Origin of the sequence: Sphingobacterium sp. BIGb0116, assembly GCF_024808035.1 — a bacterium.
GTDB classification, from domain to species: Bacteria; Bacteroidota; Bacteroidia; order Sphingobacteriales; family Sphingobacteriaceae; genus Sphingobacterium; species Sphingobacterium paramultivorum.
The window spans coordinates 496,061-512,294 of sequence record NZ_JANUDT010000002.1 but is presented as its reverse complement, the minus strand read 5'-3'; the positions used below and the strand labels follow the sequence as shown (position 1 = coordinate 512,294).

The window sequence follows — 16,234 nt, the reverse complement described above, 5'->3', positions numbered from 1 at the left end:
TGGTTAGATATCATTTACTAGTGTATACGATCTAACTATAGTCTTAGATATACTTTTTTTAGATTTAATTTACTACGATAATGAAATTGGATGAAAAGGACCTCATGCTTCTGGACCTGTTGCAACAGGATGCTAATATAAGTAACAAGGAAATATCTGACCGTGTTAATTTATCCATGACTCCCGTATACGAACGTATTAAGAAGTTAATCGCAACCTCCGTTCTCAAACAGAAAGTCTTTCTGCTGGACAGAAGAAAACTTGATCTTAATCTAATGGTGCTCGTATCAATCAGTATGGAAAAACATTCCAATGAAAGTGCCTTGTTATTTATGGAAGAGATACAAAAATTTCCAGAAGTAGTCGAGTGTTTTCATGTAACGGGTGCATTTGACTATCAAATAAAGGTGATGGTTAGGGATGTTGATCACTATCATGAATTCAATTTTAATAAACTGGCAACAATCAAGGGAATCAGACATATGGAAAGTTATTTTGTGATGAAAGAAATCGTGAATACAACTCGTCTCCCAATCTTTCTCTGATAATTTAGTCTAGCGTATTTTGGCTTTCAAATGATTCAGCTTTCCGATTCTGTACCAATGACTGTCTTAATTTAGCCTCCCGAAATTATGGATTTCATTGGTATAGCAATTATACTTAGACAATGGTTCATACCTGCAGAACCATGCCGTCTGTATGTGCAGTGTTGTTTATAGGAGAACAATATCCTCAAGCGATACGCCCACTCCCTTAAGAGCTGCGTAGGTTAATTTGTCCATTGATGCTCCGTCAAAATCAATAGTTTTAATACTCTTATAGTATTTATTGGTAAGCGCAAACGTTGGCCGAAAGGAAACATTTCTAAGAATCACCCCGCTAAATGAACTGTTTGCAAGGTCTGCATTATCGAATTTTACATCGACAAAAACTTGCCCATCGAAGTTTATACCTCTCATATCACAAGACTTAAAGCTAACACCATTAAATTCACAGTATTCAAAAATGGTTTTTCTGAGATCCGACGCTGTAAATTTTACATCAGCCAACTTTATACCAATACCTCCAGTTGTAATTAGGCTACTTATCGTTGTATTCTAACAATTTCGCGTTGTTACTCTTAAAATATAGCCCTATGCAGCTATTTAAAGAAGATTTTAAGTAAAAACTCTTAAAAGACGAAGCTTTGTTTATAGTGACGCCATCCAATATTTTAAATCTTGGGGTAAAGTCAAAGATAAATTTCGCCTAATTTAGGAACATTTACCATAGGAATCTAAGTTAAAACATGTTCTCTTCAATTGTCCAGTTGGTAGATGACTTTCTTGTAGCAATTCGTAGGCAACCATGAATACCGCCAAGCTAGTTTAAATATTTCTAGAAATTTGATCTATATTTATGTACCTAAAATTTACATATGTTGGAGAATTTTGAGTTTTACCTTTTTTTAGTCCTACTAATCACTATGTTGATAATGCTGGCGAAGAAAATTCAGGTTGCATACCCTGTTTTACTTGTATTAGCGGGACTTGTAATAAGTTTTATCCCGGGAGTTCCTCCTATAAAGATAGAACCCGAATTGATATTCATTATTTTTTTACCGCCACTCCTCTACGAGGCAGCTTGGTCAACTTCCTGGAAAGAACTCTGGCGATGGCGTCGGATTATCTTCAGCTTTGCCTTTGTTGTCGTCTTTTTTACAGCATTATCCGTTGCCGTTTTTGCCAACTATTTTATTCCAGGATTCTCCTTAGCTCTCGGTTTTCTATTGGGTGGAATAGTTTCCCCGCCTGATGCGGTTAGTGCCGGTGCAATTTTAAAATTCGTGAAGGTACCCAAAAGGCTGGCGTCCATACTGGAAGGCGAAAGTTTGTTGAATGATGCTTCCTCATTAATAATTTTTCGCTTTGCAATGATTGCTGCTGCTACTGGCCAATATGTATGGTACCAAGCCGCCGGAAGCTTTATTTGGATGTGTGTTGGTGGAGTGGGAATCGGACTTACAATTGCCTATGTTTTTCTGAAAATGCACAAACTTTTACCAACCGATTCCAATACAGATATATTGCTAACTTTTATTGCACCTTTCTCGATGTATTTGGTAGCGGAACAGCTCCACGCTTCTGGGGTTCTTGCGGTTGTCAGTGGCGGCTTATTTCTTTCTTATCGTAGTCACGATTTTTTGAGCAGTGCATCCCGGATCCGGACAGTAACCGTATGGGAAAGCTTCTGCTTTCTGTTGAATGGCATCGTCTTTATGCTTATCGGCTTAGATTTACCGGAAATTGTTTCTGGATTGGGTGATACTAATATCTCTACTGCTATTGGCTATGGCGTAGCCGTTACAATAGTCCTTATTCTTGTACGAGTTTTTGCAGGGTATGCTGCGGTAATAACCACCTTGATCATGAGAAATTTTATAACGGTTGCAGATGCTCAATCGCCCGGTTGGCAAACGCCAATGATTATCGGCTGGACGGGAATGCGTGGCGTCGTTTCTTTGGCAGCAGCACTATCCATCCCATTAACTTTAGCCGATGGATCTCCTTTCCCTCAACGAAACCTCATTCTTTTCATCACATTTGTCGTGATTCTGTTAACCTTACTTGTTCAAGGCTTGACGCTCCCCTTTATATTAAGAAAAATCAAATTAATAGATAGAGATTTTGTAAGAAGTGAAAAGGAGATCGATTATGAAATTCAGAACAGACTGGCTCAAGTCGCCGTTGACAAGATTCGTAATGATTACGCGGACAAAGTTGAAAGTTTTCCTACCTTGAAGGATCAACTACAGAAGTACGAAAATCAATTGCGGAGCTCCGAGATCATCATTAATTACACCGAATACCGTAAAATCTATATCGATATCCTCGAAACCCAACGCATTTGGCTGATCAATAAAAACCGCGAGGAACTTTTATTGGACGAAGAGATCATCCGAAAACACCTTCGTTTATTAGATCTTCAGGAAGAAAGATTGAATATGAGAAGTTAGTTTACCCCTAGATCAGCCTACTGCTGTATATTTATGATCGACAATACCGTTTGAATTGTCGATCATAAATAGCTAATTTACTTAATCTTCATCCAAATAAATGTCGTGGACAACAAAACGAATATTTTTGCTAAACACCAACATATCCTCTACATCTTCAGAATCTATGGCATAGAGTGTTTCTACCCCGCCTTCATCCAACAGTTCGGAATCTGGTATAAGTTCAAAAAAAGTGATTCCTTCAACAATGGATAATTCTTCTACTTTAATATATGATACATCCTGGCTTTTCCAAAGTGAGAGAATTTCCTTGGAAAACAATCGATAATTATTAGCTTGATTTGACATGGTCGCAAATTAGCAAAAAAAAAGCTCATTATATTTGTGTCATAACGTTTCTAAAATCTTACTGACTTTTTCATTTTTAGGATTAATTTCTAAAACTTTTCGATAATTCTCCTTAGCGCTATCTATTTGTCCTGATTTCAGGTAGGCTTCCGCTAAACTATCATAAACATTTTCACTTTTAGTATGTAGCATCGTATTCACCTTAAATATATCAATAGCTTGATTTATTTTATGCTGATTGAGCAGTTCATAACCTGCGCCATTCAGGAAACCTTCTGAAAGCAAATCATCTGCACTATCCTGTTCTTTTGCTTTTTGATAAGCTTTTAATCCATCCTCGAAATTTCCTTCTAAAATAAGCTCTAGCGGAGTCCAGTCATTTGCATTGACTTTCGGATTTCTGGAATAAATCTTTTTATCGCGCAAAATCTGTACAAGCTCATATTGACCGCTTTCGGTATCCTTTGAAAATATGACGTTTACGTTTCGATCTCGCATAGCAAATGTATTTGCAGAAACTTTAACCAATTCTACAGGCTTGTCTAGATTTTGCGCTGACATTAGCTTGCCATTTTGATTATAGACCCTTATAACACCATATTTTCCAGATCTATAACGTCCACTATTGTCATGCAGTTCTTGAGGACTTAGTGGCAAAATTTTATTTATTGGGGCTAGATAATTGGGCCATTGATAAGTTAATGCGACCGCTCGGACAAGCTCGTTGATAAATTCAGGTTTGTTTGTGTTCGTAAGAATAACTACTCCATCACCGCTTGTTTTATTTCCAATAAAATAGGAGCTAAAGCCTTCGTTCCATCCACCATGGCAAAAATAAGATGAGCCGTTATAATCTTCTAGGAATACACCTAATCCTATAATGGGTTCAATATAGGAACTTGTGAATTCTTCTGCCATCTTCTTAGAGATAACAAGACTACTTTTGCCATTTAAGGTCCGTTGAATATCGATTACGAATCTAGCGTAATCTTCTGCAGTTGACCACAGGCCTGCAGCTGCCTGTTCTGGGTAGACATGATATCTTCCTTCGACTTTTTTGCCATCCATCGTATAAGCCGTCGCCGCAAATTGTCTTTTCGATTCAGGAAGAGGCTGGGCAAAAGTGCTATTTTTCATACCTAAAGGTGAAAGTACCTTTTCTTCCATAATACTGCCATAATCTTTTCCTTCAATGTCAACGAGCATCTGTTGAAGTACCGTATACCCACCGCCTGAATATCGAAAATTTGAGCCAGGAAGTTTATCAACATAAACCATAGGTGTATTAGCGGGCTTTAGACCACTCAGTACTTCAACCGCTGTAGGAATTGGGTCTGTTATCCGATACCCCGGGAATCCACTTACAGTAAGTCCCGCAGTATGGCTAATGATATTTTTGAGTGTAACCTTTTTCACTTTGGTCCAATTATTTTCTGGTATTTTCCAAGATTTCAGGTACAAATTCACATCGGCATTGGATTCCAACTTGCCAAGCTCCACTTCCTTCAGTGCGGCATATGCACTTACAGGCTTGCTCATGGAGGCTACCTGAAATAAGGTATTTGACCTGACAGGCGTTTTCGAATCGAGATCCGCAAAACCATAAGTTTTGCTCCATAATACTTCAGAGTTTTTTATCACAGCGATGCTTACCCCTGGAACCTGATAGAATTCCATACGCGATATAATATTCCATGTCGGCTCACCCTCAAAACGAACAGGGGGTATTAGACTGGATTCGACATGAGAAATCTCATTTATTTTTTGATGGGCCGTTTGAGCAAATGCGGTTGACACTAGTATCGCAAAAATTCCAGTAATTGGTAAAGCTTTCATTTTATTTATGATCATTTAAATGTTAATACAAAGCGTCTCTCCTATCAATCTTTAGCTTTGTAATTCTTCATTGAAATCTAATGTCAATTTTATTGCCAAAAAGATAAGTAGCTATAAGACAATTTAATATAGCAATACTTTAATATAAATTGATCGTATTCGGACATTTAATGTCCGAATACGATCAATTTAATTAGCTAAGTGGTACCTCGATTTTCTAACATCATCACCTGTCTGCCTTATCGCATGTTCGCATGCAGCAGCCATCTTCATTGTCGTAGTAGGATCGTAAATAAAAGTTTCCTTTTGGTTGTATTACAGAAAAATATGAGCGGGGCATACTAGCTCCCGCCACATCGTTTGATTAATTGATCCCTAATGATTGGGGTTACCATAATAGTTTTGATAATTCTGAATAGTAGCGCTAAACCATGCTCCACAGCTGCTATAATACATATCATTGGCACCATAGCTGTTGTATGTGAGAACCTGAGTTTCGATCAACTGACCGCTTGTATTATAGATACTCATCGTCAATCTACATAGCGTGCGAGACTTTCCGACCTTGATCTCTTTGACTTCGCTCACGATATTTAAATGAGTTTTTTCAGTTTGTGATTTGTAAATCTTTGATTTTTCAACAACACTGTTGTCGACCACTTTTGGACCTGTTTTTGCAAAAGTAGCAGATGACAATAAAGCCAAGGCTACGACGCTCATCATTAATTTTTTCATGTTTCTAAGTTTTAGATAAATACATTGGAGGACCGTCCTCTCTGTTAATTACCCTAAAACTGCCAATAAATTTAATACAGTAAACTCTGTAATAAATATCTGATGTGGTCGTAACAATATTCGGTTAGTTTGATCAAATTTTTGAAAATAAATAAGAATTCAAAAAATTCTACTACCTTTGCAATCATCAGATGATATGACTATATGAAGACTGAAGCTATCGTACGAAGATCCTTGGCGGAGGAAGTTGCCGCAGCAATAGAAGAAAAAATCAAATTGGGCGAATTTCCTGTAGAATCTAAACTTCCTACCGAACCAGAATTGATGAAACAATTTGCTGTGGGCAGATCCAGCATTCGTGAAGCTGTCAAATATTTAAGTCAATCAGGCTATCTAAATGTGCAACAAGGTCTTGGTACTTTTGTCAAAAGTAGTACGGGTCATCATGCCCTTGATTCAAAAATTGAGAAAGCCAATTTTAACGATATTTTTGAAGTTAGACACGTATTAGAGTTGCGAATTATTGAAAAAGCAGCCTTAAATCGTACTTCGAAAGGCCTCAAAGATATGGCGCAAGCACTTAAAAATAGAGCTAAATATGCCGAAATGGGAAATTTGACAGCATGCGTGAATGCTGATATATCCTTTCACAGTGCAATTGCTGAATCATGTGGAAACAGTATTTTGACCGCGTTATATACAACCTTATCTGAGCATGTCAATAAGTTCTTCATGACTATTTATAAGGATACAGTCCCCTTCTTAGCTTCACAACAGCAACACGAGGAACTGATGTTGGCAATCAAAGATAAAGAAGTGAAAAAAGCTGTTGATATTGCCAACCGAATTATCCAACAACTGTAATTTTCCTGTAGCATATGCAAATTATCAATATCAATATATTCTATTTTTATCAATTAAAACATCAGATGACCTGATGAATATTTCCTTTATGAAAACACAATCACTAAACCCGAGTGGATCTTGGAAAAGTTCCGAAACCGTCTATCCGATTTTATTTGCGATTAGTCTTTCACACTTGCTTAATGACTTGATTCAATCTGTCATCCCAGCAGTGTATCCCATGTTAAAATCAAATTATGCCCTTAGTTTTACGCAAATTGGTATTATAACATTGGTTTTTCAACTTACCGCCTCTATTTTGCAGCCCTTCGTTGGTTTGTATACAGATAAAAACCCTACACCTCGGTCACTTGCCGTGGGGATGTTTTTCTCTTTAGCCGGTTTGATATGCATTTCATTTGCGTCAAACTTTATCTACATTCTCCTTTCTGTAAGCCTTATTGGGATGGGTTCGTCTATATTTCATCCAGAAGCATCTCGAGTTGCCCATTTAGCTTCCGGAGGCAAAAAGGGGCTCGCACAGTCTATCTTTCAAGTCGGCGGTAATGCTGGTGGTGCAATAGGTCCCCTTCTTGTAGCGCTTATTGTGATCCCTTTGGGGCAACAATACATCGGTGTGTTTGGCGTATTGGCCATTGTAGCCGTTATGATTCTTACTTATGTCGGTAATTGGTATCAAATACACCTCAAGCCTAAGACACAAACAACTTCTGTTAGTGCTTTAAAAGCTGACCTGCCAAAATCAAAAGTGATATTTGCACTTGTGATTTTATTGGTACTCATTTTTTCCAAGTATTTTTACATGGCTTCGATGACCAGCTACTTCACCTTCTATTTGATCAATAAATTCCATGTTTCGGTCCAGGAATCTCAGATTTACTTATTTATATTTCTTGCTTCTGTTGCCGCCGGAACCATATTGGGTGGTCCCTTGGGAGACCGATATGGTCGTAAGCTAATTATTTGGGTGTCTATTCTTGGAGCAGCACCTTTCACTTTGTTATTACCTCATGTAGGTCTTGGACTAACCATTGTCCTTGCTATTATAATCGGTTTGATCATCTCCTCGGCATTTTCAGCTATCTTGGTTTATGCAACGGAGCTTATCCCCGGAAAGGTTGGGATGATTGCAGGCTTATTTTTTGGTTTTGCTTTTGGCATGGGGGGCATTGGATCAGCTGTGTTGGGCTGGCTCGCAGATCGTACTTCAATTGAATATGTATTCAACATCTGTGCTTATCTTCCACTAATTGGAATAGTTACAGGCTTATTGCCTAATATTACTCAAAGGAAAAATTAATCCTTTAAAAAGCCCTTCTTACTATTAAAGAAGGGCTTTTCAGTATTAATAACCTGGATTTTGAATTAGTTTAGTATTTCGGTTTATCTCATCTCTGTTTATAGAGGTAAAATACATCTTGTCGTCCCAACTTCTATTTTCAATTCCTGGATCTATATTTGAAACAGCATAGGTATAAGTGTAATTCTCTGGATTATATTGGTAAAGAGTCACATTTTTACCAGCCTTAAGGGTTCCCGTGATATTTATAATATTTGCCTTACGACCTATAGTTTCTGCAGCTATCATCCAACGTCTAGCGTCAAAGAAGCGGTGCTCTTCGTAGGCCAATTCGATACGGCGCTCGTTTCTATAGCGTGCTTTTAATGCTGTACCCGTTTCGCTTGTGGATATTGCTGGCATTCCTGCTCTGAATCGGATTTTATTTAACCATATTTTCGCTTCATTCTCTTCCCCTAATTCAATACATGCTTCTACATAGTTCAATATCGCTTCCGTATAGCGAAACATTGGCCAAGGAATACGTTGTCGTGTATTTTGATCTTCCATTGTAGGATCTGGATCTGTAAATTTACGAATATAATACCCCGTCCTCGAACCATTCCAGTCTTCAATTGGACTCTTTCTTGTATCGAGACCAAATTGAATAACCTTCTGTCCTTTCGCATTAATTACTTCGTATTGTCCAGTTTGAATTTGATTTGCCTTATCTCTTTCAGCAACATCTGCTGTCCTAGGCTTCCAATCTGCACCATCATATAAAATCGTTGCCTTTAAACGTGGGTCGCGGTTTTGATAAGGGCTTGCGGCCATAGAAGGATTGGACCAATCAAATTTTTGGCCATTACTAGTCTCATAGTCGTCTACCAATAGCTGAATCGGTGTATTTCCTGCCCAGTTGTGATAACCATTTGGCCCATTGTCACGTCCTACCCAACCACCTCGCTCATCTTTTTCATCAATAAAGAATCGACCTAAAATTATATCTTTTCCAGCTGTAAAATCAACGGTCTTACTACCCCCTCCTAATGATAAAGCCATATAGTTGGCCGTTCCCTCACTAGGTGACGCTGGTTGAGTCAAGTCTAACTTATAGGCGAATTCTGTATGATCCAATACGGCTTTTGCTGCAGTTTTTGCTTTAGTCCAGCGTTCCATTTGACTACCATTGGTATACATTAAATACTCTGGATTTTTATATCCTGCTAATAAGGTAGATTTTGCTTTTGCTTTACTTCCATCATGGAGGTCACTGGCAGCATATAATAGCACTCTTGACTTTAAGGCCAATACAGCGGTTTCATTTGCACGTCCCTTTGCCGATGAAATACCCTTTAGCAAAAGAGCTGCACTATCGAGATCCTTCACGATCGCATTGACACACTCCTCATAGCTGTTTCTTGGCACCATATAGTCTTTATCATTCAATGTATAGATCTTATTATCAATTGGTATACCTCCATAAAAACGTAACAGCTGTTGATAATAATACCCACGTAGGAAATAAGCCTCGCCTAAAAGCTTGTCAGCCTTTGCTTTGTCAAACTTGGGTGAGCTTAAATTAGCAATGGCGATATTTGTTGCCCGTATACGCGTATACATACGTCCATATTCATAAGTATCCATTATATAGCCTTGATCAGCTGGATTTGATCGAGATTCGGTGACAGTATTTATTCCGCGGTTAGGGTGTGTAAATAAAGCCTCGTCTGTCATGGATGCCATTTCCTGTTCATAAAAGCCTCCTACTCCAAAACCGTTATAGATTTCTGTCACGAAAGCCTCAGACAACCCAGCATCCGACCAAACGATCTCCTGTGGCACTTCACTGAGTGGCTTTGTGCTTACAAAATCGTCATTACAAGCTTGTAATGAAGCAGAAAGTACAAGTAGTATAAGGGATATATTCTTAATTTTTTTCATTTTTTTTCTTAGTTAAGTTCTTGCGATAACAGCTGGTTAGAACGATAATAATGCACCGACATTAATCAATCTCGCCTGCGGATAATATTGGCCCAACGCATTCACAGCTTCTGGATCGTACATTTTTATCTTACTCCAAGTAATGAGGTTCATCCCATTTGCATAGAGACGTAATGAACCAATACCAATTTTGCTACAAATACTTGAGGCTAAATTATACCCCAATTCTACGTTTTTCAACCTTAGATAATCTGTACTGCGCATCCAATAGGTGTTGTTATAGGAATAATATTGATTACCACGATCTGTCAAACGGGGGTATACACTGCTCGGGTTACTAATGCTCCAACGTTTATCGTAGAACTCTTCTACAAAATTTCCGATAGAACCCGATTCATCCGTGCCTACACGTATCTCTCCACCTGTAGCTCCCTGAAATAGTACCGATAGATCAAAGTCTTTATAGGTTAAGCTAAAATTGAACCCGCCCTGGAACGTAGGATCACTATTTTTGTCGCGTCTAACTTTATCATCTGGTGTTATTTTTCCATCACCATTGAAATCTTGATACTTCATATCTCCTGGACGTAGAGTTTTTGTAATGGCACTGTAATCCAACTTATTGTTGGCAATGTCTTCCATGTCGCGAAATACGCCATCATAAACATAATAAATATCCGTTTTGATAGGTTTACCTGTGCTTTGTTGCCATGCTGGCGCGCCAGGAGCTTCATCCCAGAAGATAATTTTGTTTTTCGCATAACCACCATTGACACCTACAGTATAGCCCAAATCTCCCACTTTACCACGGTAACCTAAATTAAACTCCCAGCCCTTATTATCCACTTTACCAATATTTTCTGCTGGCAATGTCATCCCTGTACTTTGCGGTATGGAAGCATTTTTCCGCCATAGAATAGAATTACGACGATTTTTAAAGATGTCAAACTCGAAATTTAACTTTCCTTGCAAAAACTGAAAGTCAAATCCAAGATTATAATTATTGGCGACCTCCCAAGTAATCATTTCGTTAGGAACGCGACTTTCATAAAGAGTCTTGGCTAGTTTATCGTTGACGATATAGGTTCCAAAAGAATAGGTTGAAAAATATTGATATTCTTGTAACTTGTCATCATAATAGATGTTGTCATTCCCCATCTGGCCATAGGAGGCACGTATCTTGAAATAATTAATTACAGGTACATTTTCCTTCCAGAAATTTTCTTCCGATACGACCCAGCCCGCCATAGCACCTGGGAAAAATCCAAATCTTTCACTTTCAGGGAACATATACGAGCCGTCATAACGCCACAGAAATTCCGCGATGTATTTACTTTTGTAATTATAGCCGAATCGACCAAAGTAATTTAACCTTGCTCTTTTCCATGCAGATCCGTCATTATTTTTTTCCTGTTCTCCACCCGCGAAAAGATAATCGATGGCATTTGAAAGAAAATAGCGACGATATGCACTAAATTTATCATTATCGATTGTTTCTCTGTTAATACCAGCAATAGCATTCACTTGATGGTCACCAAATTTTCGGTCAAAGCTCAAGATCCCTCCGAGTAAGATATTTAACTGATCTTCATTACTTTGATTCAAATTTGGATCGGCAGGCCCGCGTCTTCCCGGAACCAGTTGTGGTGTACTACCATCCGCTTCATAAGCCCCTTGCCAAGAATATAATGTCCAGGGTGTAACCCATGTTTTTTGATTTTTTACATATTTGTCAACAGAGGCATTCAATGTTAATTTAAGGCCATCTATCCATGGATTTGTAATCTCAACCTGCCCATTTGTTTGAAAATAGTAGCGTTTATCGTGATCGTAGCCTGTCGCATTAGTGGTGATTACCACCGGATTTTCGCCATTTTCGATATCTGGTCCTGGCATTCCATTAGGCCATATTGCTGGTTGTGTCGGATTTCCCCGCATCAACATCCTAAAGACAGTACCAGCACTCTTAGTAGGGAAATTCCGATTTTCCTGTCTTCCTAAAACACCAAATTGTGTTTTGATATACTGGCTGATATTAGCATCTAGATTAATCCTTAAATCATATTGTTTATATCCTGTAGCCGAATTTTTATAGTAGGCATCTTGATTTTGATACCCCAAAGACATGAGATACTTTACATCCTCGGTACCCCCATTAATTTGCAAGTTATGCCGTTGTTGAGGAGACCAGTCTTTTAAAGTTGCCTTATACCAGTCCGTATTCGGATGTCCCCAAGGATCTGATCCATCCTTGAACTTTTGGATATCTTCCGGTTTAAATGGCGCATCTAATACTCCGCCACCTTGCTTATTGTAACTACCTTTATCACTGATAGCCGTGTAAGCCGCAGACCATTCTTCAACAGGAAGATTATAGATCTCAAGTTCATTACGGATCTCAGCAAATTGAGCTGCATTGGTCAATTTAGGTATTACAGTCGGCTGAGAATACCCTTGATTAAAAGTATAAGAAAACTGAGGCTTTCCTGTCTTCCCTCTTCTTGTCGTCACAAGAATAACCCCATTTGCTGCCCGGGCACCATAAATGGCAGCAGAAGCATCCTTTAAAACCGAGATATTTTCTATATCGCGGGGATTGATCCGGTCGATTCCGCCTTCCCGTGCAGGAACCCCATCAATAACGACTAAAGGACTGCTATTTCCTAATGTATTCGTACCCCGTATTTTGATATTGGAACCATCGTATCCAGGCTCAGCACTCCCATTGGTCGCTGTAACTCCCGGTACCCGTCCTGTTAATGCATTGGAAACGTTCAACGCGGGAGATTGAGCAAGGTCACTTCCCTTGACAGTAGCTACAGCACCTGTAACAGTCTCTTTACGTTGCTTCCCGTAACCAACAACAACGACTTCTTCGAGATTGGATTCCGAATTCAAAAGCGTGACATCTATCGCATGCCGTCCTTTTACAGATTCATCCATCGACTGTTTACCCACCATACGAAAATTAATGATCGCATTCATAGGGACCTTATCCAATTTGTACTTACCTTGATTGTCGGTTTTTGTTACTAGGCTCGTTCCATTTACAGATACTGTTACTCCAGGAATTGGCATTCCTGTTTCATCATGTACCGTTCCAGAAACACTTAGCTCCTGTTGAAAGAGAATTCCATGGCTTGCGAGGGTTGCAGCATCAACGATTTGAGGACTCAGGGCCACTAAAGAGCACAATGATCCAGTCCAAAACGCTCTCTTCCATTGATTTGAGAAATAATGGCAGTTAATCATAAAAACTGTTTAATTGTTTAAATTTTGTGTTTAATTAGTTATTTTTTTACCTCTTAAAGACATGTCGGTTTAGGCGTCTTATCAGAAGTGGTTTATAATTGTTTATCTAACATGAAAATACGAAAATAAATATACAAAGCAAGTGTTAATTTTACACTATTTAACATTTTAACATTAATCAATTGAAAGTAAGCGGTTTGAGAAAGCAAACTGGTTAGCCTTATTTTTCGAACAGATATAATCCAGCCTTATGAGGATGATACATGGTACAAAAATCGCTAACAGCTCGTCTTTAAACGAAATTTTTGCAAGAAAAGTAAACTCTAGTATATCGAAAGTATATTATCAATTTTTAAAATAATAATATGCATCTTTATCCTTTATAATTAGATCTATAATTGATTTTTTAAAAACAATTATGTATGTACAAACAATGGAGCCAAATACGGCTTTATTAATAGCAACGAAATACTTATATCTACAAACAAAACTATGAACATTAAAATTAGGCAAGAAAAATCAAGTGACCCAACTATTGTATTCGAACTGATCCGACTCGCTTTTGAAAACGAACAGTTTAGTGATCATCAAGAGCACATTTTAGTAGAAAAACTGAGAAAGACAGCAGAATTTATACCACAACTCTCTATGGTGGCAGAAGTTGAAGGAGAAATAGCAGGCTACATCCTCCTGACAAAGATTCAGATTATTGATAAAGAGAATCAAAAAGCATTCGATTCTCTTGCCTTGGCTCCCGTCGCTGTGCTACCTCAGTTTCAAGGAAAGGGAATTGGCGGTAAATTAATTCTTGGCGCCCATCAGATAGCAATAGAATTAGGTTTTGGATCGGTAGTTGTGCTCGGACATGCAGACTATTATCCTAAATTTGGATATGTACCTGCATCAGTCTATGGTATAAAATTTCCATTTGATGTTCCTGATGAAAATTGTATGATAAAAGAACTAACAGACAATTCCTTAAAAGGTATACAGGGCACTGTCCATTATCCAGAAGAGTTTGGTGTTATTTCATAAACCAAACTCTTCATTATGATTTGATGCTAATTAACAATCCTATTTAATATTTAATCGGATAGTCTTGCATAAATTCAAACTGATAACCATCTTTTTTCAATGCATCTATTAAAGAAGACAACTCCTGCTGTCCCTTTTGCGTTTGAAACATATCATCATGCATCAAGAAAACAACATTATTAGGCACCATTGAGCTTTTATTGTTCATGTAATTCCGAATGTGTGACAAAGTAGACTCCTGGCTTTGTATAGGTGCACCAGTGATGCTATTAAGCCGCCACTCGACATCCCAACCATAAATTGTATATCCGTTTTTATGTAATAGATCGGCGGTGCTAGATCCATTTTTAAGGTCGATCTTACGAACATTATCATATATCCAAATATTCCTGCCCGGAAGTCGAACGATCTTATGTTTTAGATTGAGATCTTTTTCATTCTTTTCAAAATCAGCAAAAGCATTTTGGGGATTATTATAAAATCGAGAATACTGATTGTTTGCGTGCGTATAGCTATGATTATAGCAGGCTATAAGCGGATTGGATTCATAACGGGCAAGATCACGTTTCCTCCCTTTGCTCATATTAGCGTGCTTACCAATCAAGAATACACTCACTTTAATGTTTTTTTCTTTCGCAATAGAATCAATAAAGGCACTACCAATCAATGGTCCGTCATCGAAAGTCAGGTAGATATGTTTTGGATACGTGTTAAATGCTTTCCGCAGCGAATCCTTAAGTTCACGTTTTTGTTGTTTGATCGGAACAGGATGCAAACTATCTACTGTAAATTGAATCTGATTTTTCTGAAGCGAATCCCACCTATTCAACAAATGTGGTATTTTTTCCTTGACAACCAATTTCTCCGTAAGTGTGTCCTTCAGCTCGCCTTTCCCCAAGACTTTGTTTGAAAAATCCTTACATGCGGTTACACTAAACATTGTACTACAAATGAAAAGTACCACAAACAACCTACTACACTTCATATCAATCGCTATAACTTTAATGAATTTCTTTTTTCAAAATTACTACAAAAACCTATTTATTAACCATAAAATCTTACAAATCCCTATTTTCAGGGATAAGGTTAGTAACCTTCAACAATCCCGTACACCTCTTTTTATGGCTTCAGTTTTTATTATAAATCCGATATAAGAAACAATCGTGCCACTTTTTTCGACAGTTGGTCTCTATTTCTTTTTAAAAAATAGTGCTTTGTTATATTCAAAATTCATGCGCGCTATATTCAAAACTGATATACCTTGTGGGCACTCCACCTCGCAGGCTTCTGTATTCGTACAGTGACCAAATGACTCCAAATCCATTTGCTTCACCATATTTAAAACGCGTTCACTGCGCTCTTCTTTTCCCTGTGGAAGCAAAGCCATATGGGTAATCTTTGCAGAGGTAAATAGTGCAGCACTACCATTTTTACACGTTGCAACACAAGCACCACAGCCAATACAGGCTGCTGAGTCAAATGCTGACTCAGCTAATTCATGAGAAATAGGGATCACTGTAGCATCTGGGGCTTGACCAGTATTGATGGATACAAATCCCCCAGAAGAAATAATTCGGTCAAATGCCGAACGGTCCACTTTCAAATCCTTTTTAACCTGAAATGCTGCTGATCGAAAAGGTTCAATAAGAATCGTATCGTTATCTTTGAATGAACGTAAATGTAGCTGACAGGTGGTTGTATGCTTAAGAGGTCCATGTGCGATGCCATTGATCATCATACCGCATTGTCCACAGATCCCTTCACGACAATCATGGTCAAACTCTACAGGGTCGTCTCCATGCGTAATAAGCTGTTCATTCAGGGTATCCAACATCTCCAAAAACGACATATGTGGATTGAGATCTGTTAAGGTGTAAGTAACTAATTTTCCTGTAGCGTTGCGATCTTTTTGCCGCCATATTTTAAGGTGTAAATCCATAATCGTT

General features: G+C 38.2%; 13 protein-coding genes. 5 read left to right on the top strand and 8 right to left on the bottom strand.

The features are described 5' to 3' along the window. Positions 1–80 precede the first annotated feature (80 nt). On the top strand, positions 81–545 hold the full coding sequence (locus M2419_RS08790; RefSeq protein WP_075992641.1) for an Lrp/AsnC family transcriptional regulator: 465 nt from the start codon (positions 81–83) through the stop codon (positions 543–545). A gap of 168 nt (positions 546–713) precedes the next feature. Here the strand turns inward: M2419_RS08790 and M2419_RS08785 are convergent, their stop codons facing one another. Beyond that, positions 714–1,049, bottom strand: a complete 336-nt coding sequence (locus tag M2419_RS08785; protein ID WP_200845519.1) for a pentapeptide repeat-containing protein — start codon at positions 1,047–1,049, stop codon at positions 714–716. A 425-nt stretch (positions 1,050–1,474) separates the two neighbouring features. Here M2419_RS08785 and M2419_RS08780 point away from each other — a divergent pair, with 425 nt between their 5' ends. Continuing rightward, a complete protein-coding gene (locus M2419_RS08780) occupies positions 1,475–2,995 on the top strand; it encodes a Na+/H+ antiporter (RefSeq protein WP_288062412.1) in 1,521 nt (506 codons plus the stop codon). Positions 2,996–3,076: 81 nt separating this feature from the next. On the opposite strand, the gene M2419_RS08775 is transcribed toward M2419_RS08780, so the two are convergent. From M2419_RS08775 to M2419_RS08765, 3 genes are all read right to left on the bottom strand, one after another. Next, complete coding sequence (locus M2419_RS08775) at positions 3,077–3,343, bottom strand: hypothetical protein (protein WP_088161582.1); 267 nt, start codon at positions 3,341–3,343, stop codon at positions 3,077–3,079. A gap of 39 nt (positions 3,344–3,382) precedes the next feature. Further along, positions 3,383–5,179, bottom strand: coding sequence for a serine hydrolase (locus M2419_RS08770; protein WP_182332033.1), 1,797 nt, complete (start codon positions 5,177–5,179; stop codon positions 3,383–3,385). A gap of 375 nt (positions 5,180–5,554) precedes the next feature. After that, the gene (locus tag M2419_RS08765; RefSeq protein ID WP_153847315.1) at positions 5,555–5,914 is read right to left on the bottom strand and encodes a hypothetical protein; all 360 of its coding nucleotides are present in this window, start codon (positions 5,912–5,914) and stop codon (positions 5,555–5,557) included. Positions 5,915–6,118: 204 nt separating this feature from the next. Here M2419_RS08765 and M2419_RS08760 point away from each other — a divergent pair, with 204 nt between their 5' ends. Both M2419_RS08760 and M2419_RS08755 read left to right on the top strand, forming a co-directional pair. Further along, positions 6,119–6,778 (top strand): FadR/GntR family transcriptional regulator, encoded by a 660-nt coding sequence (locus M2419_RS08760; RefSeq protein WP_153847316.1) that lies wholly within the window; start codon positions 6,119–6,121, stop codon positions 6,776–6,778. Positions 6,779–6,866: 88 nt separating this feature from the next. Continuing rightward, positions 6,867–8,078 (top strand): MFS transporter, encoded by a 1,212-nt coding sequence (locus M2419_RS08755; protein ID WP_153847317.1) that lies wholly within the window; start codon positions 6,867–6,869, stop codon positions 8,076–8,078. A 45-nt stretch (positions 8,079–8,123) separates the two neighbouring features. Here M2419_RS08755 and M2419_RS08750 read toward each other — a convergent pair whose 3' ends face one another. Together M2419_RS08750 and M2419_RS08745 are read right to left on the bottom strand one after the other, a co-directional pair. Next, complete coding sequence (locus tag M2419_RS08750; protein ID WP_259254787.1) at positions 8,124–10,001, bottom strand: RagB/SusD family nutrient uptake outer membrane protein; 1,878 nt, start codon at positions 9,999–10,001, stop codon at positions 8,124–8,126. Between the two features lie 36 nt (positions 10,002–10,037). Beyond that, a complete protein-coding gene (locus tag M2419_RS08745; protein WP_153847319.1) occupies positions 10,038–13,253 on the bottom strand; it encodes a TonB-dependent receptor in 3,216 nt (1,071 codons plus the stop codon). A gap of 492 nt (positions 13,254–13,745) precedes the next feature. Between M2419_RS08745 and M2419_RS08740 the strand changes: the two genes are divergently transcribed. Further along, the gene (locus tag M2419_RS08740) at positions 13,746–14,288 is read left to right on the top strand and encodes a GNAT family N-acetyltransferase (RefSeq protein ID WP_194932908.1); all 543 of its coding nucleotides are present in this window, start codon (positions 13,746–13,748) and stop codon (positions 14,286–14,288) included. Positions 14,289–14,331: 43 nt separating this feature from the next. Here M2419_RS08740 and M2419_RS08735 read toward each other — a convergent pair whose 3' ends face one another. Both M2419_RS08735 and M2419_RS08730 read right to left on the bottom strand, forming a co-directional pair. Then, positions 14,332–15,228, bottom strand: coding sequence for a polysaccharide deacetylase family protein (locus tag M2419_RS08735; protein ID WP_153847320.1), 897 nt, complete (start codon positions 15,226–15,228; stop codon positions 14,332–14,334). A gap of 249 nt (positions 15,229–15,477) precedes the next feature. Next, positions 15,478–16,227, bottom strand: a complete 750-nt coding sequence (locus tag M2419_RS08730) for a succinate dehydrogenase/fumarate reductase iron-sulfur subunit (protein WP_075992650.1) — start codon at positions 16,225–16,227, stop codon at positions 15,478–15,480. Positions 16,228–16,234: the final 7 nt, after the last annotated feature.

Coding starts and splice junctions, on each gene's coding strand:
- M2419_RS08755 (WP_153847317.1), top strand. CDS start 6,867: ATGAAAACACAATCACTAAACCCGAGTGGATCTTGGAAAAGTTCCGAA.
- M2419_RS08775 (WP_088161582.1), bottom strand. CDS start 3,343: ATGTCAAATCAAGCTAATAATTATCGATTGTTTTCCAAGGAAATTCTC.
- M2419_RS08750 (WP_259254787.1), bottom strand. CDS start 10,001: ATGAAAAAAATTAAGAATATATCCCTTATACTACTTGTACTTTCTGCT.
- M2419_RS08745 (WP_153847319.1), bottom strand. CDS start 13,253: ATGATTAACTGCCATTATTTCTCAAATCAATGGAAGAGAGCGTTTTGG.
- M2419_RS08770 (WP_182332033.1), bottom strand. CDS start 5,179: ATGAAAGCTTTACCAATTACTGGAATTTTTGCGATACTAGTGTCAACC.
- M2419_RS08780 (WP_288062412.1), top strand. CDS start 1,475: ATGCTGGCGAAGAAAATTCAGGTTGCATACCCTGTTTTACTTGTATTA.
- M2419_RS08730 (WP_075992650.1), bottom strand. CDS start 16,227: ATGGATTTACACCTTAAAATATGGCGGCAAAAAGATCGCAACGCTACA.
- M2419_RS08760 (WP_153847316.1), top strand. CDS start 6,119: ATGAAGACTGAAGCTATCGTACGAAGATCCTTGGCGGAGGAAGTTGCC.
- M2419_RS08735 (WP_153847320.1), bottom strand. CDS start 15,228: ATGTTTAGTGTAACCGCATGTAAGGATTTTTCAAACAAAGTCTTGGGG.
- M2419_RS08765 (WP_153847315.1), bottom strand. CDS start 5,914: ATGAAAAAATTAATGATGAGCGTCGTAGCCTTGGCTTTATTGTCATCT.
- M2419_RS08790 (WP_075992641.1), top strand. CDS start 81: ATGAAATTGGATGAAAAGGACCTCATGCTTCTGGACCTGTTGCAACAG.
- M2419_RS08740 (WP_194932908.1), top strand. CDS start 13,746: ATGAACATTAAAATTAGGCAAGAAAAATCAAGTGACCCAACTATTGTA.